Source organism: Micromonospora sp. NPDC048843 (assembly GCF_040649965.1).
In the GTDB taxonomy this organism is placed as follows: domain Bacteria; phylum Actinomycetota; class Actinomycetes; order Mycobacteriales; family Micromonosporaceae; genus Micromonospora; species Micromonospora hortensis.
On sequence record NZ_JBEZGJ010000063.1, the window covers coordinates 1 to 22,715 of the forward strand.

General features: G+C 72.0%; 22 protein-coding genes. 4 read left to right on the forward strand and 18 right to left on the reverse strand.

Features of this window, described 5'->3' with window-relative positions; translation table 11 throughout:
- Positions 1 to 128: 128 nt before the first annotated feature.
- From AB0C20_RS16575 to AB0C20_RS16615, 9 genes are all read right to left on the reverse strand, one after another.
- A complete protein-coding gene (locus AB0C20_RS16575) occupies positions 129 to 659 on the reverse strand; it encodes an FxsA family protein (RefSeq protein WP_357568303.1) in 531 nt (176 codons plus the stop codon).
- 68 nt (positions 660 to 727) lie between these two features.
- Positions 728 to 1,537: a polyprenol monophosphomannose synthase gene (locus AB0C20_RS16580; RefSeq protein ID WP_238685579.1), complete on the reverse strand. Its 810-nt coding sequence runs from the start codon at positions 1,535 to 1,537 to the stop codon at positions 728 to 730.
- 34 nt (positions 1,538 to 1,571) lie between these two features.
- Positions 1,572 to 3,233 (reverse strand): apolipoprotein N-acyltransferase, encoded by a 1,662-nt coding sequence (gene lnt / locus AB0C20_RS16585; protein WP_357568309.1) that lies wholly within the window; start codon positions 3,231 to 3,233, stop codon positions 1,572 to 1,574.
- Positions 3,234 to 3,754: 521 nt separating this feature from the next.
- Complete coding sequence (locus AB0C20_RS16590; RefSeq protein WP_357568304.1) at positions 3,755 to 5,092, reverse strand: glutamate mutase L; 1,338 nt, start codon at positions 5,090 to 5,092, stop codon at positions 3,755 to 3,757.
- A complete protein-coding gene (locus AB0C20_RS16595) occupies positions 5,089 to 5,484 on the reverse strand; it encodes a hotdog domain-containing protein (protein ID WP_357187783.1) in 396 nt (131 codons plus the stop codon). Before AB0C20_RS16595 ends, AB0C20_RS16590 begins: the two co-directional genes overlap by 4 nt.
- Entirely contained in the window at positions 5,481 to 6,236 is a 756-nt protein-coding gene (locus AB0C20_RS16600) for an OAM dimerization domain-containing protein (protein WP_112587992.1), read from the reverse strand. The genes AB0C20_RS16595 and AB0C20_RS16600 overlap by 4 nt, the downstream gene beginning before the upstream one ends.
- Positions 6,233 to 7,792, reverse strand: a complete 1,560-nt coding sequence (locus AB0C20_RS16605) for a lysine 5,6-aminomutase subunit alpha (RefSeq protein ID WP_238681383.1) — start codon at positions 7,790 to 7,792, stop codon at positions 6,233 to 6,235. Before AB0C20_RS16605 ends, AB0C20_RS16600 begins: the two co-directional genes overlap by 4 nt.
- Positions 7,789 to 9,354 carry an amidohydrolase gene (locus AB0C20_RS16610; protein ID WP_357187788.1) on the reverse strand — a complete coding sequence of 522 codons (1,566 nt, stop codon included), beginning with the start codon at positions 9,352 to 9,354 and terminating at the stop codon, positions 7,789 to 7,791. The genes AB0C20_RS16605 and AB0C20_RS16610 overlap by 4 nt, the downstream gene beginning before the upstream one ends.
- A 4-nt stretch (positions 9,355 to 9,358) precedes the next feature.
- Positions 9,359 to 10,408, reverse strand: coding sequence for a zinc-binding alcohol dehydrogenase (locus AB0C20_RS16615; RefSeq protein WP_357187862.1), 1,050 nt, complete (start codon positions 10,406 to 10,408; stop codon positions 9,359 to 9,361).
- 153 nt (positions 10,409 to 10,561) lie between these two features.
- Between AB0C20_RS16615 and AB0C20_RS16620 the strand changes: the two genes are divergently transcribed.
- Positions 10,562 to 11,953, forward strand: a complete 1,392-nt coding sequence (locus AB0C20_RS16620) for a lysine 2,3-aminomutase (protein WP_357187790.1) — start codon at positions 10,562 to 10,564, stop codon at positions 11,951 to 11,953.
- A gap of 58 nt (positions 11,954 to 12,011) precedes the next feature.
- On the opposite strand, the gene AB0C20_RS16625 is transcribed toward AB0C20_RS16620, so the two are convergent.
- Genes AB0C20_RS16625 through AB0C20_RS16635 form a run of 3 tightly spaced genes read right to left on the reverse strand, consistent with a single transcriptional unit; the run spans position 12,012 to position 14,229 of the window.
- On the reverse strand, positions 12,012 to 13,070 hold the full coding sequence (locus AB0C20_RS16625; protein ID WP_357568305.1) for a hypothetical protein: 1,059 nt from the start codon (positions 13,068 to 13,070) through the stop codon (positions 12,012 to 12,014).
- Complete coding sequence (locus AB0C20_RS16630; protein WP_357568306.1) at positions 13,070 to 13,633, reverse strand: RNA polymerase sigma factor; 564 nt, start codon at positions 13,631 to 13,633, stop codon at positions 13,070 to 13,072. The genes AB0C20_RS16625 and AB0C20_RS16630 overlap by 1 nt, the downstream gene beginning before the upstream one ends.
- A gap of 47 nt (positions 13,634 to 13,680) precedes the next feature.
- Positions 13,681 to 14,229: a helix-turn-helix domain-containing protein gene (locus tag AB0C20_RS16635; protein ID WP_357187796.1), complete on the reverse strand. Its 549-nt coding sequence runs from the start codon at positions 14,227 to 14,229 to the stop codon at positions 13,681 to 13,683.
- 113 nt (positions 14,230 to 14,342) lie between these two features.
- Here AB0C20_RS16635 and AB0C20_RS16640 point away from each other — a divergent pair, with 113 nt between their 5' ends.
- Entirely contained in the window at positions 14,343 to 15,287 is a 945-nt protein-coding gene (locus AB0C20_RS16640) for an NADP-dependent oxidoreductase (protein ID WP_357187798.1), read from the forward strand.
- Positions 15,288 to 15,290: 3 nt separating this feature from the next.
- On the opposite strand, the gene AB0C20_RS16645 is transcribed toward AB0C20_RS16640, so the two are convergent.
- Entirely contained in the window at positions 15,291 to 15,953 is a 663-nt protein-coding gene (locus AB0C20_RS16645; RefSeq protein WP_145788528.1) for a polysaccharide deacetylase family protein, read from the reverse strand.
- A gap of 458 nt (positions 15,954 to 16,411) precedes the next feature.
- Positions 16,412 to 16,606, reverse strand: coding sequence for a CsbD family protein (locus AB0C20_RS16650; protein ID WP_088989634.1), 195 nt, complete (start codon positions 16,604 to 16,606; stop codon positions 16,412 to 16,414).
- Between the two features lie 157 nt (positions 16,607 to 16,763).
- Here AB0C20_RS16650 and AB0C20_RS16655 point away from each other — a divergent pair, with 157 nt between their 5' ends.
- Complete coding sequence (locus tag AB0C20_RS16655) at positions 16,764 to 17,375, forward strand: histidine phosphatase family protein (RefSeq protein ID WP_357187801.1); 612 nt, start codon at positions 16,764 to 16,766, stop codon at positions 17,373 to 17,375.
- On the opposite strand, the gene AB0C20_RS16660 is transcribed toward AB0C20_RS16655, so the two are convergent.
- The 3 genes from AB0C20_RS16660 to AB0C20_RS16670 all read right to left on the reverse strand — a co-directional run bounded on the left by AB0C20_RS16660 (position 17,305) and on the right by AB0C20_RS16670 (position 20,172).
- Positions 17,305 to 17,811, reverse strand: coding sequence for an Lrp/AsnC family transcriptional regulator (locus AB0C20_RS16660; protein WP_357187803.1), 507 nt, complete (start codon positions 17,809 to 17,811; stop codon positions 17,305 to 17,307). The genes AB0C20_RS16655 and AB0C20_RS16660 overlap by 71 nt on opposite strands.
- Positions 17,812 to 17,917: 106 nt before the next feature.
- The gene (locus AB0C20_RS16665; RefSeq protein WP_357187805.1) at positions 17,918 to 19,060 is read right to left on the reverse strand and encodes an acyl-CoA dehydrogenase family protein; all 1,143 of its coding nucleotides are present in this window, start codon (positions 19,058 to 19,060) and stop codon (positions 17,918 to 17,920) included.
- Positions 19,057 to 20,172 carry a Xaa-Pro peptidase family protein gene (locus AB0C20_RS16670; protein WP_357187807.1) on the reverse strand — a complete coding sequence of 372 codons (1,116 nt, stop codon included), beginning with the start codon at positions 20,170 to 20,172 and terminating at the stop codon, positions 19,057 to 19,059. Before AB0C20_RS16670 ends, AB0C20_RS16665 begins: the two co-directional genes overlap by 4 nt.
- A gap of 202 nt (positions 20,173 to 20,374) precedes the next feature.
- On the opposite strand from AB0C20_RS16670, the gene AB0C20_RS16675 reads away from it, so the two are divergent.
- Entirely contained in the window at positions 20,375 to 21,742 is a 1,368-nt protein-coding gene (locus tag AB0C20_RS16675) for a glycosyl hydrolase family 18 protein (protein ID WP_238685567.1), read from the forward strand.
- 62 nt (positions 21,743 to 21,804) lie between these two features.
- Here AB0C20_RS16675 and AB0C20_RS16680 read toward each other — a convergent pair whose 3' ends face one another.
- Entirely contained in the window at positions 21,805 to 22,692 is an 888-nt protein-coding gene (locus AB0C20_RS16680; protein ID WP_357187809.1) for a winged helix-turn-helix transcriptional regulator, read from the reverse strand.
- Positions 22,693 to 22,715 lie beyond the last annotated feature (23 nt).

Below are 22,715 nucleotides of genomic sequence, written 5' to 3' on the forward strand. Positions count from 1 at the left end.
CCACCAGGAAGAACAGCACCCCGTAGCGGGCGGTGAGCCACCGCACCGGAGGCAGAGCGCCGGCCCGGGACAGCAGCGCGCGCACCGGGTCGGGGATGTCTGTCTTCAGCGGGGTAGCTGGCCTGGTCTCAGTGCCGGCCGGGTTCGACGATCTCGCCCTCGATGGCGCGACCGCCGTCGACCACCACCGGCTGCTCCGGCTGGGGAGTCGGCTGCGGGGTGGGTTGCGGCGCACCTTGGCGCACCCGCACCGTGCGGGGCCCGAACAGGTCACCGGCGACCATCGACGACACCCGCCGCTCGGTGGCGCGGCGCACCCCGGCGCGGGCCAGTCGACGCACCGGCGGCACCAGCAGCAGCAACCCGACCAACCCGCTGACCAGGCCGGGCACCGCCAGCAACAGCGCGCCGGCCAACCCGACGAGCCCATCGGTCACCTGCCCACCCGGTGGCTGCCCGGCCGCCGCGGCGGCGCGGAACCCACGCCAGGCGCGCATCCCCTCGCGGCGCAGCAGCACCAACCCCAGCAGGGACGCGGCGAACACCAGCAACACCGCCGCGCCGAACCCCAGCGCCCGCCCCACGCCGACGAACACCGCCAGCTCCAGCACCACCCCCAGCAACAGGGCCAACGGTACGAACCTCAGTCCTCGGCGCATCTCACCTCATCGCCATTCCTGCGGACACCACGGACGTGTCCCGCTCATCCAGCATGACACGGCCGCGCTCACGGCCACCGTGCCTGGCCGGTGGCGGTGCCGTGCAGGCCCCGGCGCACCGCCTGGCGCCGGTCACGCACCCCCCAGGCGGTGATCCGCCACAGCGCCTCGGCCACGATCTTCGGGCTCATCTTGCTGTCGCCGCGTTCCCGCTCGGCGAAGGTGATCGGCACCTCCACGATCCGCACCCCGGCCCGGTGCGCCAGCCGCGACAGCTCCACCTGGAACGAGTAGCCCTGCGAGGTCACCGACTCCAGGTCGATGGCGTCCAACGCGCTGATCCGGTACACCCGGTAACCGCCGGTGGCGTCCGAGACGGGCATGCCCAACGCCAGTCGCGCGTACAGGTTGCCGCCACGCGACAGCAACAGCCGCCGCAGCGGCCAGTTGAGCACTCGCGCGCCCCTGGTCCACCGGGACCCGATGACCACGTCGGCGTCGCGGGCGGCGTCCAGCAGCGCCGGCAGGTCCTCCGGGGCGTGCGAGCCGTCCGCGTCCATCTCCACGACCGCCTGGTAGCCACGCTCGCGCGCCCACCCGAACCCGGCCAGGTACGCCGCACCCAGGCCCTGCTTGCCCTGGCGGTGCATCACCTGCACGTGCGCGTCGCCGTCGGCGAGGGCGTCGGCGATCGCGCCGGTGCCGTCGGGGCTGTTGTCGTCGGCGATGAGGATCCGCACCGCCGGGGCGGCCCGCCGGACCCGGCCCACGATCACGGCGATGTTGTCGGCCTCGTTGTAGGTGGGGATCACCACCAGCACCCGGCCCACCCCGGGCACCTCGTCCGCGCGTCGGATCGTATCGGTCGCCTGGATCACGGTTCCTCCGCTCCCGCCGGCGTACCGGCTGTTGCTATCCGGGCCTGACCCGCTGCCGCCGGCGCAGCACCGCCGCGCCGACCAGGGCCGCCGCGGCCAGCGCGGCGAGCGCCACCTCGGGCCACCAGCCGAGGCGGGTGGCGAGGGTGCGTCCGTCGTCGAGCCGCAACTGCCGCACCACGACCTCCCGGGTGTTGAACCCGGTGGCATCGCTTACCCGCCCGTCGGGTGCGACGAACCCGGACACCCCGACCGTGGAGGCCATCAACGCCGGCCGTCCGTGCTCCACCGCCCGCAGCCGCACCATGGCCATCTGCTGGCGGGCCTCCGCCACGTCGAAGGTGGCGTTGTTGGTCTGCACCACCAGCAGTTGCGCCCCGCCGGTGACGGTGTCGCGGACCACCTCGTCGTAGGCGACCTCGAAGCAGATCACGTCACCGAGCACTGTGGGGCCGGCGCGTACCACGCCCGGGGTGCTTCCGGGTACGAAGTCGTTGCGGATCAGGTCGACCTTCTTGCTGACCATCCGGGCCACGTCGCGCAGCGGCACGTACTCGGCGAACGGCACCGGGTGGCGTTTGGTGTACAGCTGCCCAAGGTCCGCGCCGGTGCCGGGGCGCCACAGGATGCCCGCGTTGCGGACCTGCCCGGCGTCGGGGCCCAGCAGCACCGCGCCGACCAGGATCGGCGCGCCGATGGTGTCGGCGGCCTGGGAGATCCGCGCACCGGCGGTGGGGTTGCGCAGCGGGTCGATGTCGCTGGAGTTCTCCGGCCACACCACCAGGTCGGGTCGCCGCTGCTGCCCGGCGGCGACCCGCTCGGCCAGTTCGATGGTGGCGTCGACGTGGTTGTTGAGCACCGCCTGCCGTTGGGCGTTGAAGTCCAGGCCCAGCCGGGGCACGTTGCCCTGCACGATCGCCACGGTGACGGTGTCGCCGGACCCGGCGGTGGCCACCGGCACCAGCAGGCCCCCGGCGGTCAGCGCGACGGCCACGACGGCCGGTACGACCACCGGCGTCCACGGCCGCGCCGCCGCACCCCCGGGGCGTGCCGGGCCGTCCAGCGGGCCGTCAGCGCCCGGCGCGGCGTCGCCCGGCGCGGTGGTGGGCTCAGCTGCCCGGCGTTGGGCGGTGACCCAGCCCCGCCAGGCGGCGGTGACCAGCAACCCGCCGATGAGGGCCACGACGAAGGTGACCAGCGGGGCGCCGCCGAGCGCGGCCAGGCGCAGCAGCGGTGAGCCGTCCTGGCTGAACGCCAACCGCCCCCACGGGAACCCGCCGAACGGGGTGCGGTCGCGCAGCGCCTCCTGCCCGACCCACAGCAGCCCGGTCAGCGCCGGCCACGCCCAGCGGGCGCGGTCGACCAGCGGCGACACCCAGGCGGTGGCCACCCCCAGCAACGCCAGGTAGCCGGCCTGCAGCAGCGACAGCAGCACCCACGGCAGGTAGCCGGTGTGCAGGTTCGTCCAGGCCAGCAGCGGGGCGAAGAACGCCACACCGGTCAGGAAGCCCAGGCCGGCGCCGGCGCGTAACCGCCGCCGATGCGCGGCGGCGGCCAGCAACGCCACCCCGACGGGCGCGAGCGGCCACACCCCGTACGGCGGGAACGCCACCAGCAGGGCCAGCCCGGCGGCCACGGCCAGGGGCACGGCGACCCGCAGCGGCAGCGGCCGACCGGGAACGACCGGCCGGGGCAGCGCCGCCGGGGTGTGCGTCTCATCCCGGTCCAGGGTCGTCACCGCTTCACCTCGATCACGGGGCGAAGGTTACCTGGCTGGCGGGTGCACCGGACCCGTCGGGCCGTCGGGCACGAACCGCCCGGTGGACATGAAATCGGGGCGCGGCTCGCGCCGCGCCCCGATGCTCCCAGGCCCTTCCCGGCCGGTGTGGCGAGGATGGGGCACGACGACCTTCGGACCGACCGGACGTGGACTGGCTGCCCCCGCCGGGCCGTTGTCTACTGGCCGTGCACCTCACCCTGCCCGTACACCGGTAACCGCGGCCGGTTCGCGCCGCCCCGCCGACCCCCGCCCGCTGGACCTGGCCGCCGCGACGATGATGCTCAAAAATGTCGCTCGGCCAGCGGACGAAGGGACGAAGCGAACAACAGCCGCTTCCCGTGGTAGGACTCAAAGACGGTACGTGCCGACCCCCGTCGGTTGTCAACCCGCAGCCGGCCTGTCGTGTGTTGCGACACGGCGTGTCGGGTCGGCGAGTCTCAATGCGTCCGCAGATGCTGACGCAGCAGCGCCTGCGCCGCCCCCCGGTGCTCCTCGGCGAGCAGCCCTCCGGCGGCCAACACGTAGTCGGCGTCGACCACCGCCGCGGCGGCGCGCGGCAGCGCCCACCCACCGGCGTGGTCGGCCAGGACCGCCGTCAGCACCTGCCCGGACACGTCCGGCGGCGAGTGCCGCAGCACCCCACCGGAGCCCACCAGCATCCGCACGTCGCGCAGGTCCCTCCCGGCCCGCTCACCGGTGGCGGCGCCCCGAGCGTGCCGGCGCAGCGCCACCGTCGCGGCGAGGGTGGCGATGCGCCGGTCCACGGCCCGCTCGACGTCGTCGACGGCCAGCAACGCCGGGTCGGCCGCGCGGCGCGCCGCCGCGGCACCCAGATCGTCGGCCTCACCGTCGGCGAGCAGCCGCTCCTCCGCGGCGGCCCGCACCACCCCGGGGGCACTCCACCGCATGCCCAGATCGCCCTCCACGGTGCGGGCCCGCCACAGACTGCCGGCGACCTCCCGGCCCGGCCCGGTGGCCCGCTCGTCGGGCGTGAGCACCGAGTACACGTCGGTGGTGGCCCCACCCACGTCGACCACGGCCAGGTCACCGCCGAGGGTGTCGGCGAGCACCTCCACACCGGTGAGCACCGCGTCGGGGGTGGCCGCCCGCACCAACCGTGCGAACCGGGCACCCCGCGACAGTCGTTTACCACCGATGACGTGGCGCAGGAACACCGCGCGGATCGCCGCCCGCGCCGACGCGGGGGCGAGCACCCCGATGCGCGGCAGGACGTTGTCGGCGTCGGTGACCGGCACCCCGGCGTCACGCAGCAACCCGGTGAGCTGCTCGCGCACGTCGGCGTTACCCGCGTACACCACGGGCCGGCGCCACCGGGCCCGCGTCAGGCGGGTGGCGTTGTGGGTGACCGTGTCGGCGTCGCCGCCGTCGGTGCCGCCCACGAGCAGCACCACGTCCGGGCGGGCCGCCCGCAACGCCGTCAGGTCGGCGGCACCGAGCCGACCGGCCGCGACGTGCACCACGTGCGCGCCGGCGGACAACCCGACCCGCCGGCCGGCCTGCGCGGTGACCAGCGGCTCGTAGCCGATCACGGCCAGCCGAAGACCACCACCGGCCGACGAGCACACGTACCAGGGCATCTCGCGCACGCCGAGCCCGGCGGTGGCCGCCGCGACCGCGGCGTCCAGGCCGTGCAGCACGTCGGTGCCCACAGTGGTGGGCGCCGACGCCGCGCCGGCCAGGACACCGGCGGCAAGGTCCACCACCGCCACCTTCGTGTACGTGGAGCCGACGTCGGCGCAGACCGCCAGGGTCACGACTTTCCGGCGGGGACGACCACGGTGCCGGTCGCGGTGACCGCCACGATCGGCGGGTCGAGGACCTCCGCGGCGGACGCGGAGCGCTCCGGTCGGCCCCGGCACACCACCGCGCAGCTCAGCTCCAGGGTGCGGCTGCGGGTGCCCACCCGCGACACCTGCGCGGTGACCTCGATGACGTCCCCGGCGTGGATGGGCGCGTGGAAGCGCACGTCGGCGTACCCGGCGAACAGGCCCTCGTCGCCGTCGGTGCGGATGCACACCTCGGTGGCGACGTCGCCGAACAACCCGAGGGCGTACGCCCCGTCGACGAGGTTGCCGGCGTAGTGGGCGTGCGAGTACGGCACATACCGCCGGTGCGTCACCGTCAACCCGAGCCGTGCGTCGGTCATGCCATCGCCTTCCGTTGCGTGATCAGGGCGTGCACGAGGTAGCTGGCCACCTCGCCGGGCGTGGTGCCCCGACCGAAGATCCGGTCCACGCCCAACTCGTCGGTCATCGTCTCGTCGAAGCGGGGACCACCGACGATCAGCAGCGGACGCCGCCCCGCCGGCATCGCCTCCCGGAACGCCGCGGACATCTCCCGGGTGTTGTGCAGGTGCGCGTCGCGTTGGGTGACCACCTGCGACACGAGCACCGCGTCGGCCTTCTCCGCCCGGGCGGTCTCCACCAACTCCGGCACGCTGACCTGCGCGCCCATGTTGGTGACCTTCAACTCCCGGTAGTACTCCAGGCCCTTCTCCCCCGCGATGCCCTTGACGTTGAGGATCGCGTCGATGCCCACCGTGTGCGCGTCGGTGCCGATGCACGCCCCGACCACTGACAGCTTGCGCCGCAACCGCTGCTTGATCACCGTGTTGACGTCCTTCGCCGACAGCAACGCGAAGTCGCGTTCCACCACCTGCACGGCGCCCAGGTCGACCAGGTGGTTGACCCGCCCGTAGACGACGAAGAACGTGAACCCGTCGCCCATCGGCTTGGCGTGCACCACCATCGCCGGGTCGATACCCATCTTGTTGGCCAACTGCACCGCCGCGCCCTCGGCGCGCTTGTCGTGGGCCACCGGCAGGGTGAACGACACCTGCACCATGCCGTCACCGGTGGTGTCCCCGTACGGGCGCACGATCTGCTTCTCCCCGCTCACGCCGCCGCCTCCAGGATGTCGGTGGCCGGGTTGCAGTAGTCGGCCTCGTGCGCGGCGACCCCGGACAGGCCCTTGCCGCGGTCCGCGGGCCGCTTCATGATCCCGAAGGTGCCCTCGGCGATCGCCGTGAGCAGCGTCTGCTCCCCGATGCGGTCCAGCAGGTCCAGTGCCTCACCGAGGACCTGGTTGGCGCGGCGGCGGATGAACCCGCCCGGCGCCGGCACGAAGTCCTCGTGCAACCCACCGGCCGCGCCGAGGACGTAACGCACGTTCTGCAGGGCGATGTCCCGGTCGGACAACCACGGCGTCACCACCGCCTCGGTCATCATCCCCACCAGCAGGATGCCCTGACCGGTCAGCGCGCCGGCCAGGTTGAAGAACCCGTCGAGCAGGTTGCCCCGGAACACGTCACCGGTCATGTGCTTCGTCGGCGGCATCCACTTCAACGGCGCGTCGGGAAACAACTCCCGGGCCAGTAACGCGTGCGCCAACTCCAACCGGAACGACTCCGGCACCTCCGGGTTGATCTCGAACGCGTGCCCCAACCCCAACTGCCAGTCCGCCAACCCCGCCTCGTGGGCGAAGAACTCGTTGAGCAGCTGCGACACCGTCACCGTGTGCGCCTCGTCGACAGCGTCGGCGGTGGTCAGGTAGTTGTCCTCACCGGTGTTGATGATGATCCCGGCGCGGGCGTGCACCTGCCGGGAGAACCGCTGGTCGACGAACGTGCGCACCGGGTTGATGTCGCGGAACAGGATCCCGTACATCGAGTCGTTCAACATCATGTCGAGGCGTTCCAACCCGGCCAGGGTCGCCATCTCCGGCATGCACAGCCCGGACGCGTAGTTGGTCAACCGCACGTAGCGGCCCACCTCCTTCGACGACTCGTCCAACGCCGCGCGCATCAGCCGGAAGTTCTCCTGGGTGGCGTACGTGCCGGCGAACCCCTCCCGGGTCGCGCCCTCGGGCACGTAGTCCAGCAACGACTGCCCGGTGGAGCGGATCACCGCGATCACGTCCGCACCGGCCCGCGCCGCCGCCTGCGCCTGCGGAATGTCCTCATAGATGTCGCCGGTGGCGACGATCAGGTAGATCCACGGCCGCTGCGCCGGGTCGCCGTGGCGCTTCACCAGCCGGTCCCGCTCGGCGCGCCGCCGGTCGATGCGCCGAATACCCGCGCCGACAGCCTTACGCGCCGCCGAGCGGGCCGCCGTGGCCGCCCGCCCGGTGGGCTGGGTGAACCGCACCGACCCGGCCGCCGCCTTCTGCGCCAGCAACGTCACGTCGGTGCTGCCCTCACGGACCAGGGCGTCGAACACCGGCACCGCCACCCCGTGACCCAACCCCACGTCCGCGGCGACCGCGTCGACGAGCCGGTTCACCCACGGAATGCCGTCCGGGTCGGCGCCGGTCACCCCGGCCAACCGCAGGACCGCCCGCTCCACCGACACCGTGGTGTGGCTGCGCGCCAGGTCCACCACCGGCTGCCCGGCCCGACGCGCCAACTCCCGCGCCCGTGCCACCAGCACCGGATCAAGATCAAGCTTCCCGGTCATGATGACCCTTCCTCGTAGATGACCTCACCGCGCAGCACCAGACGCCGACACACCGGCAACGGCGTCGGGTCCTCCGGACCCCGCGCCTCCGGGTCCTCGGCCTGCAACACCGGCAGACCCCGCTCCACCCCCGCCGGCGTCGACCACACCGCGAACGTCGCCGGCGCACCCAACGCCAGGACCCCCTCGACGTCCAGGTGCACCGCCCGCCACCCACCCCGGGTGTGCGCCGCGAACGCCGAACGCACACTCATCCGCTGCGCCGGGTTGTGGTGCGCCACCGCCGCCCGCACCGAACCCCACGGGTCCAGCGGCGTCACCGGCGAATCCGACCCGAACGCCAACGCCACCCCCACCGAGTGCATCGCACCCATCGGGTTCGACTCCAACGCCCGGTCCAACCCCAACCGCGTCTCGTACATCCGGCCCGCGCCACCCCACAACCGGTCGAACGCCGGCTGCATGCTCGCCACCACCCCGTACTCCACGAACCGCGCGATCAACGCCTTGCTCATGATCTCCGCGTGTTCGATGCGGTGTCGGGCCGCGCGCAGCCGCTCCACCCCCACCGTCCGCGCCGCCGCCGCGAACCCGTCCAGGACGGTGCCGATCGCCGCGTCACCGATGGCGTGGAAACCGCCCTGCATGCCGTACGCCGCGCAGTCCAGCAGGTGATCGCGGACCTGCTCGACCGACAGGTACCCGTGCCCGCAGCCGTCACCGTCGCCGTACGGCTGCGACACGTGCGCCGTGCGCGAGCCCAACGCCCCGTCGGCGAACAGGTCCCCGCCGGCGCCGACAGCGCCCAACTCCCGGGCCCGCGCCGCGCCACCCAACTCACCCCAGTACCCGTACACCTCCGGCAAACCCGCGCCGGAGATGCCCAGCAGACCGGTGAAGTCCTCCTCGTCGGAGATCTCCGGGCCACCACACTCGTGCACCGCCGCGATCCCCAACGACGCCGCGTGGGCCAGGGCCACCCGCTGCGCCGCGACCCGCTGCGCCCGACTCACCGAGGCCTGCGCGGCCGCCCGCACCACGTGGTGCGCGTCGCGCCGCAACCAGCCCGACGCGTCGTACCCGGCCGCCTGCGCCGCCTGCGGGCACGCCGCCAGCAACGCCGACGACACCAACGCCGAGTGGATCGACGCCTGCGACAGGTACACCCGCCGACCACCGGCCGCCCGGTCCAGCGCCGCGGCGTCCGGCAACGTCGGATCCGACCAACCCGACTCGTCCCAGCCGTGCCCCAGCACCACCGCGTCCGCCGGCAGACCCGCCGCGAACCCCGCCACCGCGTCGAGCAGCTGCCCCGCCGAGCGCACCCCGGACAACGCCAACCCCGACAACGCCAACCCGGTGTCGGTGGCGTGCACGTGCGCGTCGACGAACGCCGGCGTCACCAACGCCCCGCCCAGGTCCACCACCCGGTCGGCCGGCGGCGCGTCACCGTCGGTCCCCAACCAGGCAATCCGCCCACCGGACACCAGCAGCGCGGTGGCGCTCGGGTCGGCGGGGCAGTGCAGCACGCCGCCGCGGTACAACGTCGAGGGGTTCGTCATGACCTCAGTGTGCCGCGACCCGCGCCGCGAACAGCTGACGCACCCCAGGCTCGGCCCGCAGCAGCCCCAGCGCCAACTCCGCGTGCCCCGGCACGTACCCGTTGCCCACCAGCATCGTCACGTCCGCCGCCAACCCCTCCGCGCCCAACGCGGCAGCGGAGAAGCTCGTCGCCATCGAGAAGAAGATCACCGTGCCGCCGTCGGCGGTGGCCAACACCGCCCCGTGCTCGCACCCCGGCACGTCCACGCAGACCACAGTCACGTCCGCCGGCACCCCCAGCGCGGTGGTCACCGCAGTGGACAACCCCACCGGGTCACGCGCGTCGGCCAACGCCACCACCGACGCCAGATCGGCTGCCGTCAGCGCGTCGCGCTCCGCCGCCACCGGAACCACCCCGACGGTACGCGCGGCGCCCGCCCGTCGCGCCGCGGCGAGTGACAGCGACCCGCTCTTACCCGCCCCACCGATCACCGCGACCCGCACCGGCGTCGGATCACCGCTACGGCGACGCTCCTCGACGTAGCGCGACACCACCCGGGCGGTCAGCGCGGGCGCCCCGCACACGTCCAGCACGGCGAGCGACAACTGCGGGTCCTCGTCGTCGGGCAGCACAGCGGCGATGGAGCGCGCGAACAGGATCGCCCACCCGTCACAGGGCACCTGCTCGCTGCGCCCGTCCCAGCGGGCCAACCCATCGGTGATCACCAGGGGCGTCAACGTCAACGACACCAGGGTCGCGACCCGCTCCCCCGCCCGGAGCCCCAGCGGGGACCGTCGACCGGCCTCCTCGACAGTGCCGATCAGCATCCCGCCGGAACCGGTCACCGGGTTCTGCATCTTCCCCCGGGTCGCGATGATCTCCAGCACCTCGGCGCGGACCGCGTCACCGTCGCCGCCGTGCTTCTCCGACAACTGCCGGAAGCTCGCCGCGTCCAGGTTGAGTCGCTGCACCCGGATCCGCACTTCGTTCGGCGCGATCGCCGCCGACGTGTCCAGGCGCCAGGCCGCCTGCGGCAGCACCCCCGCCGGCTGCACGACGCGGTGCAGTCCCACCGGTGACGTCACGCCAACCTCCCCCTGCCAGCCGCCCGAAGCCCCGGTCAAGGCTCGCGTAACGGGAAAACTTACGGCAGACTAGTTTCTGTACCGAATATTTTCCAGTAGCCTTCGGGCTTCGATGATCAGCCGTAACACCGAGGAGGGGCCGTGACCCAGACCATCCCGCACCCCCGTCACGTCCCGGCCGCCACACCGACCGCCGGGCAGCCCTACGAGTACCACCGCCGCCCCCTGGTCGAACCCGACTGGACCCGCTTCCCCGGCTGGCGCCACGTCACCCGCGACCAGTGGGAATCCGCCCAGTGGCAGCGCGTCAACTGCGTCAAGAACATCAAGCAGCTCCGGGCCGTCTTCGGTGACCTGATCGACGAAACCTTCTACGCCGACCTCGAAGCCGACCAGTCGGCCATGGCCACCATGTCCATGCTGGTGCCACCACAAATGATCAACACGATGGTGCCGTTCGCGACCCTCACCACCGAGGCGCTGCTCGCCGACCCCATCCGCCGCTACATGATCCCGGTCGCCTCCGACCGACGCACCGACTGGCCCTCACACCCCTACGCCAGCCGCGACAGCCTCCACGAGCACGACATGTGGGTCGCCGAAGGGCTCACCCACCGCTACCCCACCAAGGTCCTCGCCGAACTGCTCTCCACCTGCCCCCAGTACTGCGGGCACTGCACCCGCATGGACCTCGTCGGCAACTCCACCCCCGCCGTCGACAAACTCAAACTCACCCTCAAGCCCGTCGACCGCTACGACGCCCACATCGCCTACCTCAAGACCCACCCCGGCGTCCGCGACGTTGTCGTCTCCGGCGGTGACGTGGCCAACGTCCCCTGGCGCAACCTCGAGTCGTACCTCATGCGCCTGCTGGAACTGGAGACGGTCCGCGACATCCGGCTCGCCACCAAGGCCCTCATGGGCCTGCCCCAACACTGGCTGCAGCCCGACGTCGTCGAGGGCCTGGAGCGGGTGGCCCGCACCGCCGCCCGCCGCGGCGTCAACCTCGCCATCCACACCCACGTCAACCACGCCCAGTCACTCACCCCACTGGTCGCCAAGGCCGCACAGACCGCCCTCGACGTCGGCGTCCGCGACGTCCGCAACCAGGGCGTCCTCATGCGCGGCGTCAACGCCACCACCCCGGAACTGCTCGACCTCTGCTTCGCCCTGCAAGGCGAAGCCGGGATCCTGCCGTACTACTTCTACATGTGCGACATGATCCCCAACGCCGAACACTGGCGGGTCCCGGTCTGGCACGCCCAGCAACTCCAGCACGACATCATGGGCTACCTCCCCGGCTACGCCACCCCCCGCATCGTCTGCGACGTCCCCTTCGTCGGTAAGCGCTGGGTGCACATGCTCACCGACTACGACCGTGAGCGCGGCATCTCCTACTGGACGAAGAACTACCGCACCTCCATCGAATCCGCCGACCTGGAGGCGCTCAACAAGCGCTACGCCTACTACGACCCGATCGACACCCTGCCCGCCGACGGCCAGCAGTGGTGGAACGACCACCGCGACGACTGACCCACCGACGACGACACCCCCGGGGAGACCACTCCCGGGGGTGTCGCGCACTCCGTGGTCAGGCGCAGCCCAGACCCTGCGAATAGCTTGCCCGCAACGTCCCGGCCGCGATCTCGTCGGCGTACTCCCAGAACACCTCTGGCCAGTCGCCGGCCTTGTCCATGTCCCGCAGCACCCGCCACCCGTGACTGCTCCGCAACGCGTCGGCGGCCCGCCGCACCCCGGCCTCGTCCCCGCTCGCCCTCGCCCGCTGCCACTCCGCGATCCACCCGCAGCCGACCCGGGACGTCACACCCACACCGAAATGGTACGAGTCACTCACACCAATGTCCTCCAACGCCGCGACGTCGAACCCGGGCGGCAGCGGCACGTCGGCGAGCACCTTCGCCGCCCGCTCCCGCACCGGCATGACCATCTCCGCCGGAAGCGCGGCCAACCACGTCCGCGCGTCCACCCGGACGATGTCCGCGAGAACCCTGTCCAGGTCCTCACGCGACCAGTTCCCGGAGGTGCTCATCTCCACCAACACGTCGTCTTGGGGACGCAACAACACCGTGAAATCACCGTTGAGGTTCTGGAACAGATCACCCGACCAACCAGCGACCCGCACCGACTTCGGAGGACCGTCGGCCCGCCGATCGGAATAGCGATACGTGTACACCCACGCCGAATACCAGTTCATCTCCAACTCCCGCTCACCCCGGCGAAAACGGACCATGCCCTGCTCCTCGGTGAACCCGGATAGATCAGTCACCTTCCAGCCAGGCCGGTCGATCAGCAGCCGCGGGTTCCGCTCCGCCGCCGCCAGCGCCAACGGCGAAAAGACGACCCCCTCGGCCGGGGCGACGATCGGAGAAACCCCACCGCCCTCGGCCTGCCCCCGCAACACCATGGAGGCCGGCACGACGCTCATGAGCACCGCTGCCGCCGTCACCACGCCTGCGAAGCGACGCACCCGCAACCGCCGCCGCGGAATCCTGGCGACGCTCTCGACCCCCGACTCGGACACGATCTCCTCCAAGAGGGTTCGCTTCACCCCTGCGAGGTCCCCGACGCCACCGAGCCCACCCGGGTCGGCATCCCGAACCAGCCGGTCAACACGCTCATCGCCGCTCATCAGTCCTCCGTACGGGTGGGCGCGGTCAACACATCCAGCACATGTCCGGGCGGCCCCGGGTCGTCACCGACCAGCCCCCGCAACCTCGCCCGCGCCCGCGCCAGCCGGGTCCGCACCGCGGCAGGAGTCGCCCCCAGCACCGCGGCCACCTCATGCGGCCGCAGCCCCTCCCACACGGTGAGCATCAGCACCTCCCGGTCCACCTCGGCCAGACCCGCCAACGCCGCCCGAACGGCAAGCCGCTCCGGCACCTCACTCCCCGGATCGGCGACCGAAACCACGATCTGCTGGCGCAACCGCTCACCGAGGCGCTGCCGGCGAACGCCACCACGATGCTGGTTGGCCAACACCCGCCGGGCCACCCCGTACAGCCACAGCCGAGCCTCACCGCCGACCGGAATGTCCTGCCGGCGACGCCACGCCACCAGGAAGGTCTCGGCGACGACGTCGGCCGCATCCTCCGGATGCGCGACCCGACGCAACGCGTACGCCAACAACGCCTCGAAGTCCTCGGCGTAGACCCACCGGAAGCGGTCCTCGTCCTGCTCTGTCCCTGAGCTCACATCCAGTCCATGTCCGCTGCGACGACAACTGTGACAGCCCACACCGGTCAGGCGCGGATACCGGCGAGCACCAGATCGGCGACTCGACCGATCACCCGGGCGCTCGTCGCCGCCGGCAACCGCCGAAGCGACGCGATGGCCAACAGGCCTGCCCGCACGTCGTCCGCGTCGACGCCGTCGCGCAGCACACCCGCCGCCCGGGCCCGCCCGACCAGCACGTTCAACGCCTGCGCGTGCTCCCGCCGCTCCCGCTGAAACGCCGCACTCACCTCACCCGGCCCCAACAACGCCTCGTTGAGCGCCCGGTCATGGATCTGCCGCTCGGCGAACTCGCGCACCACGCCGGACAGCGCCCGCCACGGGTCCGGGTCGTCGAGCGCGCGGCGCATCCGCACACCGCAGTCGTCCACCCGCTCGGCCAGGACCGTCGCCACCAACTCCGTACGCGTCGGGAAGTGCCGGTACAGGGTCGCCACACCCACCCCCGCCCGTCGCGCCACCTCCCGCATGGGCACCTCGAGCCCCGCCGACGCGAACGCCTCCCGTGCCGCCGCCACCACCCGGTCACGGTTGAACCGGGCATCGGCACGCTGCATCTGAGACATCTCCGACCGGCCTCCCTCTCACTTGACCCCACAGCGGAACGCCTGCTCCGTTTCCGGCCTACGGTACGACCATCACCCCGTCTTCCCAGGCAGAGGAGCCCCTGATGTTCGCCGTGCAGTACGACCGGTTCGGCGGTCCCGAGGTACTCCACCTCGGCAGCACCGACGCACCACAGCCCCGGGCCGGCCAGATCCGCATCCGCGTCCAGGCCGCCGGTGTCTCCCCCGTCGACGTCGGCCTCCGCTCCGGCCGCACCCCGATGAGCGCCCAACTGCCGCTGCCACACATCCCGGGCGTCGACGCGGCCGGCATCGTCGACGAGATCGGCGACGACGTCGACGGCGTGACCCTCGGCGACGACGTCTTCGGCATCGTCGAGCTGGCCAGACTCGGCGGCGCGAGCGCACAGTTCGCGGTACTACAACTCTGGGCGCACAAACCCACCACCATGCCATGGGCCCAGGCGGGCGCGGCGGGCACCAGCATCGAGACCGCCACCCGGGCCCTCGACATGCTGGACCTACGGCCCGGCATGACGCTCCTCGTCGACGGGGCCGCCGGCGGCGTCGGCAGCACCGCCGTCCAACTCGCCACCGCCCGCGGCGTCCACGTCATCGGCACCGCCCGTGCCGACAACCACGACCTCCTCCGCCAACTCGGGACGACACCGGTCACCTACGGCCCCGACCTCACAGGCCGCCTCGACGCCCTGGGCGTGACCCGGATCGACCGAGCTCTCGACGTCGCCGGCGCCGGGTCCCTGCCCGAACTGCTCCACCTCACCGGCGACCCGACAGCGGTGCTCACCCTGGCCGACTTCACCGCCCCCACCCACGGCGTCCGCCTGTCCATGGGGCAACTGGCCGGCGAACCCGACGGCCGCCACGGCCTGCCCGCCGCAGCCGAACTGTTCACCGAGGGCCGGTTCAGGGTGCCCATCGAAGCCACCTTCCCGCTTGAGAAGGCGGCCGAGGCGCACCAGACGGCCGAGCACGGATCCCGCCGCGGAAAGATCGTCCTTACCGTCGACGACGTGCAGGGAAGCTGAGCCTCAGCCCTCGGCCAGCACCTCGGACAACGGCGCGGGCACCAGCCCTCGCTCCCGTAACCCCGCCAGGATGTGCGGCAACGCCTCATCGGTCATCGCCGCGTTCGCCTCGGTCACGTGCATGATCACCACCGAGCCGGGGCGTACGTGGTCCAACACCGCCCGCACCAACGGCTTCCACGCCGTCGCGAACGGATCGCCGCTCACCACATCCCCGTCGACAACTGTCACACCCAGCGGCGCCAACGCGTCCAACGCCGCCGCGTCGTGGCACAACCCCGGAAACCGGAAGTACCGGGTCTGCCGACCCCCGTACGGCGCGATCACCTCGAACGTCTTCGCCACATCGCCGGCCAGTTCGTCGACCGGCAGCCGGGGCAGGTCATAACAGTCGGCGGTGAACGCCGCGTGCCCGTAGGTGTGGTTGGCCAACTCGAAGCGCGGGTTGCCGGCGATCCGCCGGGTCACGTCCGGATACCGCTTCACCCATTTGCCGGTCAGGAAGAACGTCGCCGGCACCTGCTCGCGCTCCAGCAGGTCGAGGATGCGCAGGTTCGCGTACGACTTCACCCGGCCGGCCCGCAGGCTGGCCAACATCCCGTCGGTCATGTCCGCGTCGAAGGTCAGCGCGACAGTGGCGCCGGTGCGCGGCCCGTGATCCACCACCGGCGCCCTGCTCCCCACCCGCGTCGCCCCCGGAACAGCCGCAACCGTCGGCGTCGGGGCACCCTGTGGGGTGGCGGCAGCCGTCGGCGTCGCAACCGCCTGCGGCGCGGCCGCAGAGGCGGACGAGCCGACGAAGACCGGCCCCTCCGGCGGTGGTACCCGGGACGCCGTACACGCGACACTGCCGACAACGGCCGCCGCAACCAGTACGCCACACCACAGTGGGCGGAGCCGGGGTCGGATCACGCCGCAGATCATCGCAGACGCGAAAACGTCTCACTGCCCCGTCCACTCACGCCCGACCCGTCGATCTTGCACTTTCCGTTGTCAAGATCGGTTTGAATATCCCTTATGTCGGAGCAGTAAGTGCAAGATCGCGGCGCAGAGGGCAGCGCGGTAACCCCGGCACGACAGGTCCCCGGGCGACGGTGCGCCCGGGGACCCGTGGACCGCTCAGGTCACTTCGTGAAGGAGTCCTTCACGTTGCGACCAGCGTCCTTGACGTTCTGACCGGCCTGCTTGGCGCGCGCGTCGCTCTGCTGGCTGGCGCCCTCGCCACGCATCCGCTCGTTGTCGGTCATATCGCCGACGCGCTCCCTCGCGGCGCCGGCCATCTGCTCAACCTTGTTCTTTGCCTTCTCGGTGAAGCTCATCGCGCCTCCTCGGTCTGGCGGTTGTCCCGGCTCGCTTGCCCGGTCTCCGGGTGCCGAAACCGGCAGTGCCGGTCGGCACACCCACTAAGGCATCCTAGGAAGATAGGTAGTGGGAGGGTCGCCTGTCGGCACCGCCCCACGATGGTTAACTGACCGCATGGGAGAGCTCCTGCTGATCCGGCACGGCGAGACCACCTGGAGCGCCAGCCTGCGGCACACCTCGTACACCGACCTGGAGCTGACCCCCGACGGCGAGCGACAGGCGCGCACCCTGGCCGCGTTCCTGGCCGGCCGGCGCTTCGTCACAGTGCTGACCAGCCCCCGCTCCCGGGCGCTGCGCACCGCGCAGCTGGCCGGGCTCACCGTCGACACCGTCGACGAGGACCTCAGCGAGTGGAACTACGGCGAGTACGAGGGCCGCACCACAGTCGACATCCACGACGACGATCCGCACTGGAACATCTGGACCGACGGCTGCCCCGGCGGAGAGTCCCCCGCGCAGGTGGGCGAGCGGCTCGACCGGGTGCTGGCCCGCGTCACGCCGTTGCTCGACCGTGGCACCGTCGCGCTGGTCGGGCACGCGCACAGCCTGCGGGTGCTCGGTGCCCGCTGGATCGGCCTGCCCCCGTCCGCCGGCGGACGGCTACGCCTGGAGACCGCCACCGTCAGCGCGCTCGGTCACGAACACGGCCGGCAGGTCATCCTGCGGTGGAACCAGCCGGCTCCTCCGGCGCCCGGGACCGCGACCGACTCGGTGCCGCAGAGCTGATCTTCGGCGGCCGGTTCTCGTACGGCGTGGACAACACCACAGTCGTCCGGGTCGTGACGTTCGCCGAGGTGCGGATCTCCTGGAGCACCCGCTCCAGGTCGGTGGGGCTGGCCACCCGCACCAGCAGCAGGTAGAAGTCCTCCCCCGCCACCGAGTAGCAGGAGTCGATCTCCGGCAGGTGGGCCAGCCGCTCCGGGGCGTCGTCCGGCTGCGACGGATCGAACGGCCGGATCGCCACGAAAGCGGTCAGCGGCAGTTCCAGCGCCTCGAACGACACCCTGGCGGCGTACCCCTTGATCACCCCGCGCTGCTCCAGCCGACGGACCCGCTGGTGCACGGCGGACACCGACAGCCCCACCCGCTCGGCCAGGTCGGTGTACGACAGACGGCCGTCGGCGGTCAGCGCGGCGACGATAGCGCGGTCGATCTCCTCCACGGCGTGCAACCTACCGGGAAAACCGTCGCACGGCGACGAGGTACCCGAGTGGCGGACCGTGGTGGGCCGTGACGCACCCACCGCGGCCCACCACCACGTGCCGATGTCAGCCCTTGGCCAGTGCCCGGGAGATCACCATCCGCTGGATCTGGTTGGTGCCCTCCACGATCTGCAGCACCTTCGCCTCACGCATGTACCGCTCCACCGGGTGGTCGGCCACGTAACCCGCGCCGCCGAGCACCTGCACCGCGTCGGTGGTCACCCGCATCGCCATGTCGGTGGCGAACAGCTTCGCCTTGGCGGCCTCGATGGAGTACGGGCGGCCGGCGTCGCGCAGCCGGGCCGCCGCCAGGGTCAGCGCGCGGGCGGCGGAGATCTGGGTGGCCGCGTCGGCGAGGAGGAACCCCAGCCCCTGGAAGTCGATGATGGAGCGCCCGAACTGCTGGCGCTCCCGGGCGTAGGAGACTGCGTAGTCCAGGGCGGCCTGGGCCAGCCCGACAGCGCACGCCGCGATGCCCAGCCGGCCGGAGTCCAGCGCGGACATGGCGATGGTGAAGCCCATCCCCTCGCCGCCGATCAACCGGTCGGCCGGCACCCGCGCGTCGTCGAAGGCGATCTGCGCCACCGGGGAGGCGCGCAGCCCCATCGTCCGCTCGGCCGCCTGCGGGGTGATGCCGGCCGTACCCGCGTCGGCGAGCAGGCAGGAGATCCCCTTCGGACCGGGTCCGCCGGTGCGGCAGAAGACGTTGTAGAAGTCGGCGGTGCGGGCGTGGGTGATCCACGCCTTGGTGCCGGAGACCAGGTAGGCGTCGCCGTCGCGATCCGCCCGGGTGGTCAGCGCCGCCGCGTCCGAGCCGCCCTGGGGCTCGGAGAGGCAGTACGCGCCCAGCAACTCGCCACCGAGCATGTCCGGCAGCAGCTTGCGCTGCTCGTCGCTGCCGAACGCCGCCACCGGGTAGCAGGACAGGGTGTGCACGCTGACCGCCTCGGCGACAGCGAGCCAACGGCTGGCCAGAATCTCCAACACCTGCAGGTACACCTCGTACGGCTGCGCCGCGCCGCCGTACTCCTCGGGGTAGGGCAGGCCGAGCAGGCCGGCGCGGCCCAGTGTGCGCAGCACCTCGCGGGGGAACTCGGCGCGTTCCTCGAAGGCCGCGGCCTTCGGCGCGAGCTCGCCGTCGGCGAGCTCGGTGGCGAGACCCAGCAGGTCGTGGGCCTCGTCGGTGGGCAGGATCCGGTCGACAGTCATAGCGCGATGAGCTCCGTGGGGGTGGTGTTGAGCCGTTGCACGCCGTCCGTTGTGCAGACGACGATGTCCTCGATGCGGGCGCCGTGCCGGCCCGCCAGGTAGATGCCCGGTTCGATGGAGAACGCCATGCCGGCGTCGAGGGGTCGGTCGTTGCCGGCCACCAGGTACGGCTCCTCGTGCCCGTCCAGGCCGATGCCGTGGCCGGTGCGGTGCAGGAACGCGGGACCGTGGCCGGCGGCGGCGATCGGCGCGCGGGCAGCGGCGTCGGCCGCCGCGGCGGTGATCCCGGGCCGCACCGCCTCGACGGCGGCGCGTTGGGCGTCGCGCAGCACCGCGTAGTAGTCCAGGAAGTCGGCCGGCGCCGACCCGCCCGCCAGGTAGGTGCGGGTGCAGTCCGAGCGGTAGCCCGACGCCATGGTGCCGCCGATGTCGACAACCACCGGCTCGCCGACGCCGATCGGCCGGTCGGAGGTGCCGTGGTGCGGGCTGGCGCCGTTGGGCCCGGCCGCCACGATGACGAAGTCGACTGTGACGTGCCCGGCGGCGCGGATCGCCGCGGCGATGTCGGTGGCGACCTCGGCCTCGGTGCGACCGGGGCGCAGCCACTCGCCCATCCGCAGGTGCACCTCGTCGATCGCCGCGCCGGCCTCGGCGAGTGCCGCGACCTCCGCCGGGGACTTGCGGATCCGCAGTTCGCGCAGCACCTCCCCGGCGAGCCGTTGCGCGGCGTCGGGCAGCGCCGCGCGCAGGCCGAGGACCTGCTCGGCCCACATCCGGTCGGCGAGCCCGACCGCCGCGACCGGGCCGTCGAGGGCGGCAACGACCAGGGGGTACGGGTCGCTGCCGTCGACGTGGTCGACGATGCGCACTCCGGTCGCCGGCGCGGGGGACGCCTCGGCGGCCGGGCGTTCGAGCCGGGGCACGACGAGGGTCGGCTCACCCTCGGCGGGCAGTACCAGGCAGGTCAGCCGCTCCCCCGCGTGGGCGTCGTACCCGGTCAGATACCGCAGGTCGGAGCCGGGCGTGAGCAGCAGGGCGTCCAGACCGGCGGCGGCCGTCGCGCGCTGCGCGGCGATCAACCGATCCGGCGGATACAGCTCGTCGATTCCCACCCCGTCAGCTTAACGGTCGTTTGGGCAAACCCCATATCGACACCGATCGTCGGAAAATCCATCGACGTTGATTGACGCGGACAGTTAACACTCTTTAAGATTTGGCTGCCTCGAGGCCCACCCGTCCCTGCGTCCCCGCACCCCCCGCCCGCGACAACCCTGCGCGGGCGGGTGTCGTCCCCCGCCCACGGGAAGGCCCCCGATGTCCTCACCACTGCGCCGCGCCCTCGCCGCCGGCCTGCTCGCGCTGGCCACTGCCGGTGCCACCCTCACCGTCACCAGCGCCCCCGCGCAGGCCGTCGTGCTGCCGAACAACTTCAAGAGCGTCGGCTACATGCCCTCCTGGGCCGGCAACATCAACACCATCCAGTACAACAAGCTCACCCACATCAACTACGCCTTCGTCCTGCCCAACAGCAACGGCACCCTGCAAGGGGTGGACGGGGCGCGGCTCTCCTCGCTGGTCTCCCAGGGGCACGCCAACAACGTCAAGGTCTCCATCGCCGTCGGCGGCTGGAACGACGGCAACGACTCGGCCTTCGAGACACTCGCCGCCAACGCCACCAGCCGCACGAACTTCGTCAACAATCTGATCAACTTCGTCAACCAGTACAACCTCGACGGCGTCGACATGGACTGGGAGTACCCGGACCCGGGCGCCTCGGCCAACAACTACACGGCGCTCATGACGCAGCTCAGCAGCGCCCTGCACAGTCGCGGCAAGCTGCTCACCGCCGCCGTGGTCAGCGAGGGCGGCAGCGTCCAGGGCGTCCAGACGGCAGTGTTCAACCAGGTCGACTGGCTCAACATCATGGCGTACGACGGCGGCAGCCCACACGCCAACTACGACTGGTCGATCAACAGCATCAACCTGTGGAAGGCCCGCGGCCTGCCGGCCAGCAAGGCCGTCCTCGGCATCCCGTTCTACAGCCGCCCCGTCTACTACAACTACTCGTACCTGGTCGGACTCGACCCGGCGAACGCCAACCGGGACTGCGCCACCATCGGCGGCAGCCAGCAGTGCTGGAACGGCATTCCGACGGTCAAGCGCAAGACGCAGTGGGCCCTCGCAAACGCCGGCGGCGTGATGAACTGGGAGCTGTCGCAGGACACCAGCGGCTCGACCTCACTGCTCAGCGCCATGTACGACACCATCATGGGCGGCACCACCCCGCCGCCGACCGGTCGCACCGGTCAGATCACCGGGATCGCCGGCAAGTGCGTCGACGTGGCCTCGGCGAGCACCGCCAACGGCGCCGCCGTCCAGCTCTGGGGCTGCAACGGCACCAACGCGCAGACCTGGACCGTGGCCAGCGACAGCACGCTGCGCGCCCTCGGCAAGTGCGCCGACATCACCAGCGGCTCCACCGCCAACGGCGCGAAGGTCCAACTCTGGGACTGCAACGGCAGCGGCGCGCAGGTCTGGCAGGCGCAGTCCAACGGCACGCTGCGCAACCCGCAGTCGAACAAGTGCCTCGACGCCAGTGACAACAGCTCCGCCGACGGCACCCGGTTGCAGATCTGGGACTGCTTCGCCGGCGCCAACCAGCGCTGGACGCTCCCGGCCTGACGCTGGCGCCCGCAGGGCCCCGGACCAGCCGGCTCGTAGGGCCCCCGGTCGACGCGAAGGCGTCAGCCGGGGGCCCCTGCGTGCTCACCGACCACCGCGAGCATCTCCTGCACCGAGCCGGCCGGGTCGGTGACCGGGAACTGCACGGCCCGCACCACCGCCGTCGGGTCGACCAGCAGGGTCAGCCGCTTGAACCGGGTCACCCCGCCCGCGCGGAACACCGGCAGCAGCAGTCCCGCCCCCAGTCGACCGTCCTGATCGGACAGCAACGGAAACGGCAGTTCGGCGTACGCGGCGAAGTCGGCGAGCTGGTCGGGCCGCTGAGTGCTGATGCCGTACACCCGGACACCGGCGGTCACGAAGTCCGGATGACGCTCGGCGTAGGTGGTCGACTCCAGGGTGCACCCACGGGCGCCGGGGATCTCCGCCCAGCCGGGCGGGTAGCCGTGCGTCCCCGGCGCGTACGCCCCGGGGAACAGGTAGAGGACCGTCCACGCACCCGTCGCGGCCACCGCCACCGGTTGCCCGGCGGCGGCGGTCAGGACGACATCGGGCAACCGTCGGCCGACCAGGTCGTGCACGCGGCGCGCCTCGGCCGAGCCGGCGTCGGCCGTCGCGGTCACGTCACCGTCACCCATCAGATGCCTCGTCCCCCACTCCTGCAGCGCGATCAGCACCGGCAACAGCCCCTCGCCCCTCGCGGTGAGCAGGTAGTCGTAGCGCGGCGGGTGTCGTGAGTACGGTCGGCGCTCCAGCACACCGTGCTCGACAAGCGCGCCGAGGCGCTCTGTCAGCGCCCGCCGACTGACACCCAGCTCGCGTTGCAGCCCGTCGAAGCGGGTCGTCCCGCCGGCGACGTCACGCACGATGAGGAACGTCCACCAGTCCCCCAGTACGCCGAGCGCCTGCGCGATGCCGCAGTCCGCATCGGCGAGATCCTCTCGCCGCACCGGCTACCTCCATTGGTCCCGTC

Excerpts from the sequence above, each read along its gene's own strand:
- AB0C20_RS16655 (WP_357187801.1), top strand. The coding sequence starts at position 16,764 with ATGGGAGAGCTCCTGCTGATCCGGCACGGCGAGACCACCTGGAGCGCC.
- AB0C20_RS16625 (WP_357568305.1), bottom strand. The coding sequence starts at position 13,070 with ATGAGCGGCGATGAGCGTGTTGACCGGCTGGTTCGGGATGCCGACCCG.
- AB0C20_RS16575 (WP_357568303.1), bottom strand. The coding sequence starts at position 659 with ATGCGCCGAGGACTGAGGTTCGTACCGTTGGCCCTGTTGCTGGGGGTG.
- AB0C20_RS16605 (WP_238681383.1), bottom strand. The coding sequence starts at position 7,792 with ATGACCGGGAAGCTTGATCTTGATCCGGTGCTGGTGGCACGGGCGCGG.
- AB0C20_RS16640 (WP_357187798.1), top strand. The coding sequence starts at position 14,343 with ATGTTCGCCGTGCAGTACGACCGGTTCGGCGGTCCCGAGGTACTCCAC.
- AB0C20_RS16595 (WP_357187783.1), bottom strand. The coding sequence starts at position 5,484 with ATGACCGACGCACGGCTCGGGTTGACGGTGACGCACCGGCGGTATGTG.
- AB0C20_RS16675 (WP_238685567.1), top strand. The coding sequence starts at position 20,375 with ATGTCCTCACCACTGCGCCGCGCCCTCGCCGCCGGCCTGCTCGCGCTG.
- AB0C20_RS16665 (WP_357187805.1), bottom strand. The coding sequence starts at position 19,060 with ATGACTGTCGACCGGATCCTGCCCACCGACGAGGCCCACGACCTGCTG.
- AB0C20_RS16650 (WP_088989634.1), bottom strand. The coding sequence starts at position 16,606 with ATGAGCTTCACCGAGAAGGCAAAGAACAAGGTTGAGCAGATGGCCGGC.
- AB0C20_RS16635 (WP_357187796.1), bottom strand. The coding sequence starts at position 14,229 with ATGCAGCGTGCCGATGCCCGGTTCAACCGTGACCGGGTGGTGGCGGCG.
- AB0C20_RS16610 (WP_357187788.1), bottom strand. The coding sequence starts at position 9,354 with ATGACGAACCCCTCGACGTTGTACCGCGGCGGCGTGCTGCACTGCCCC.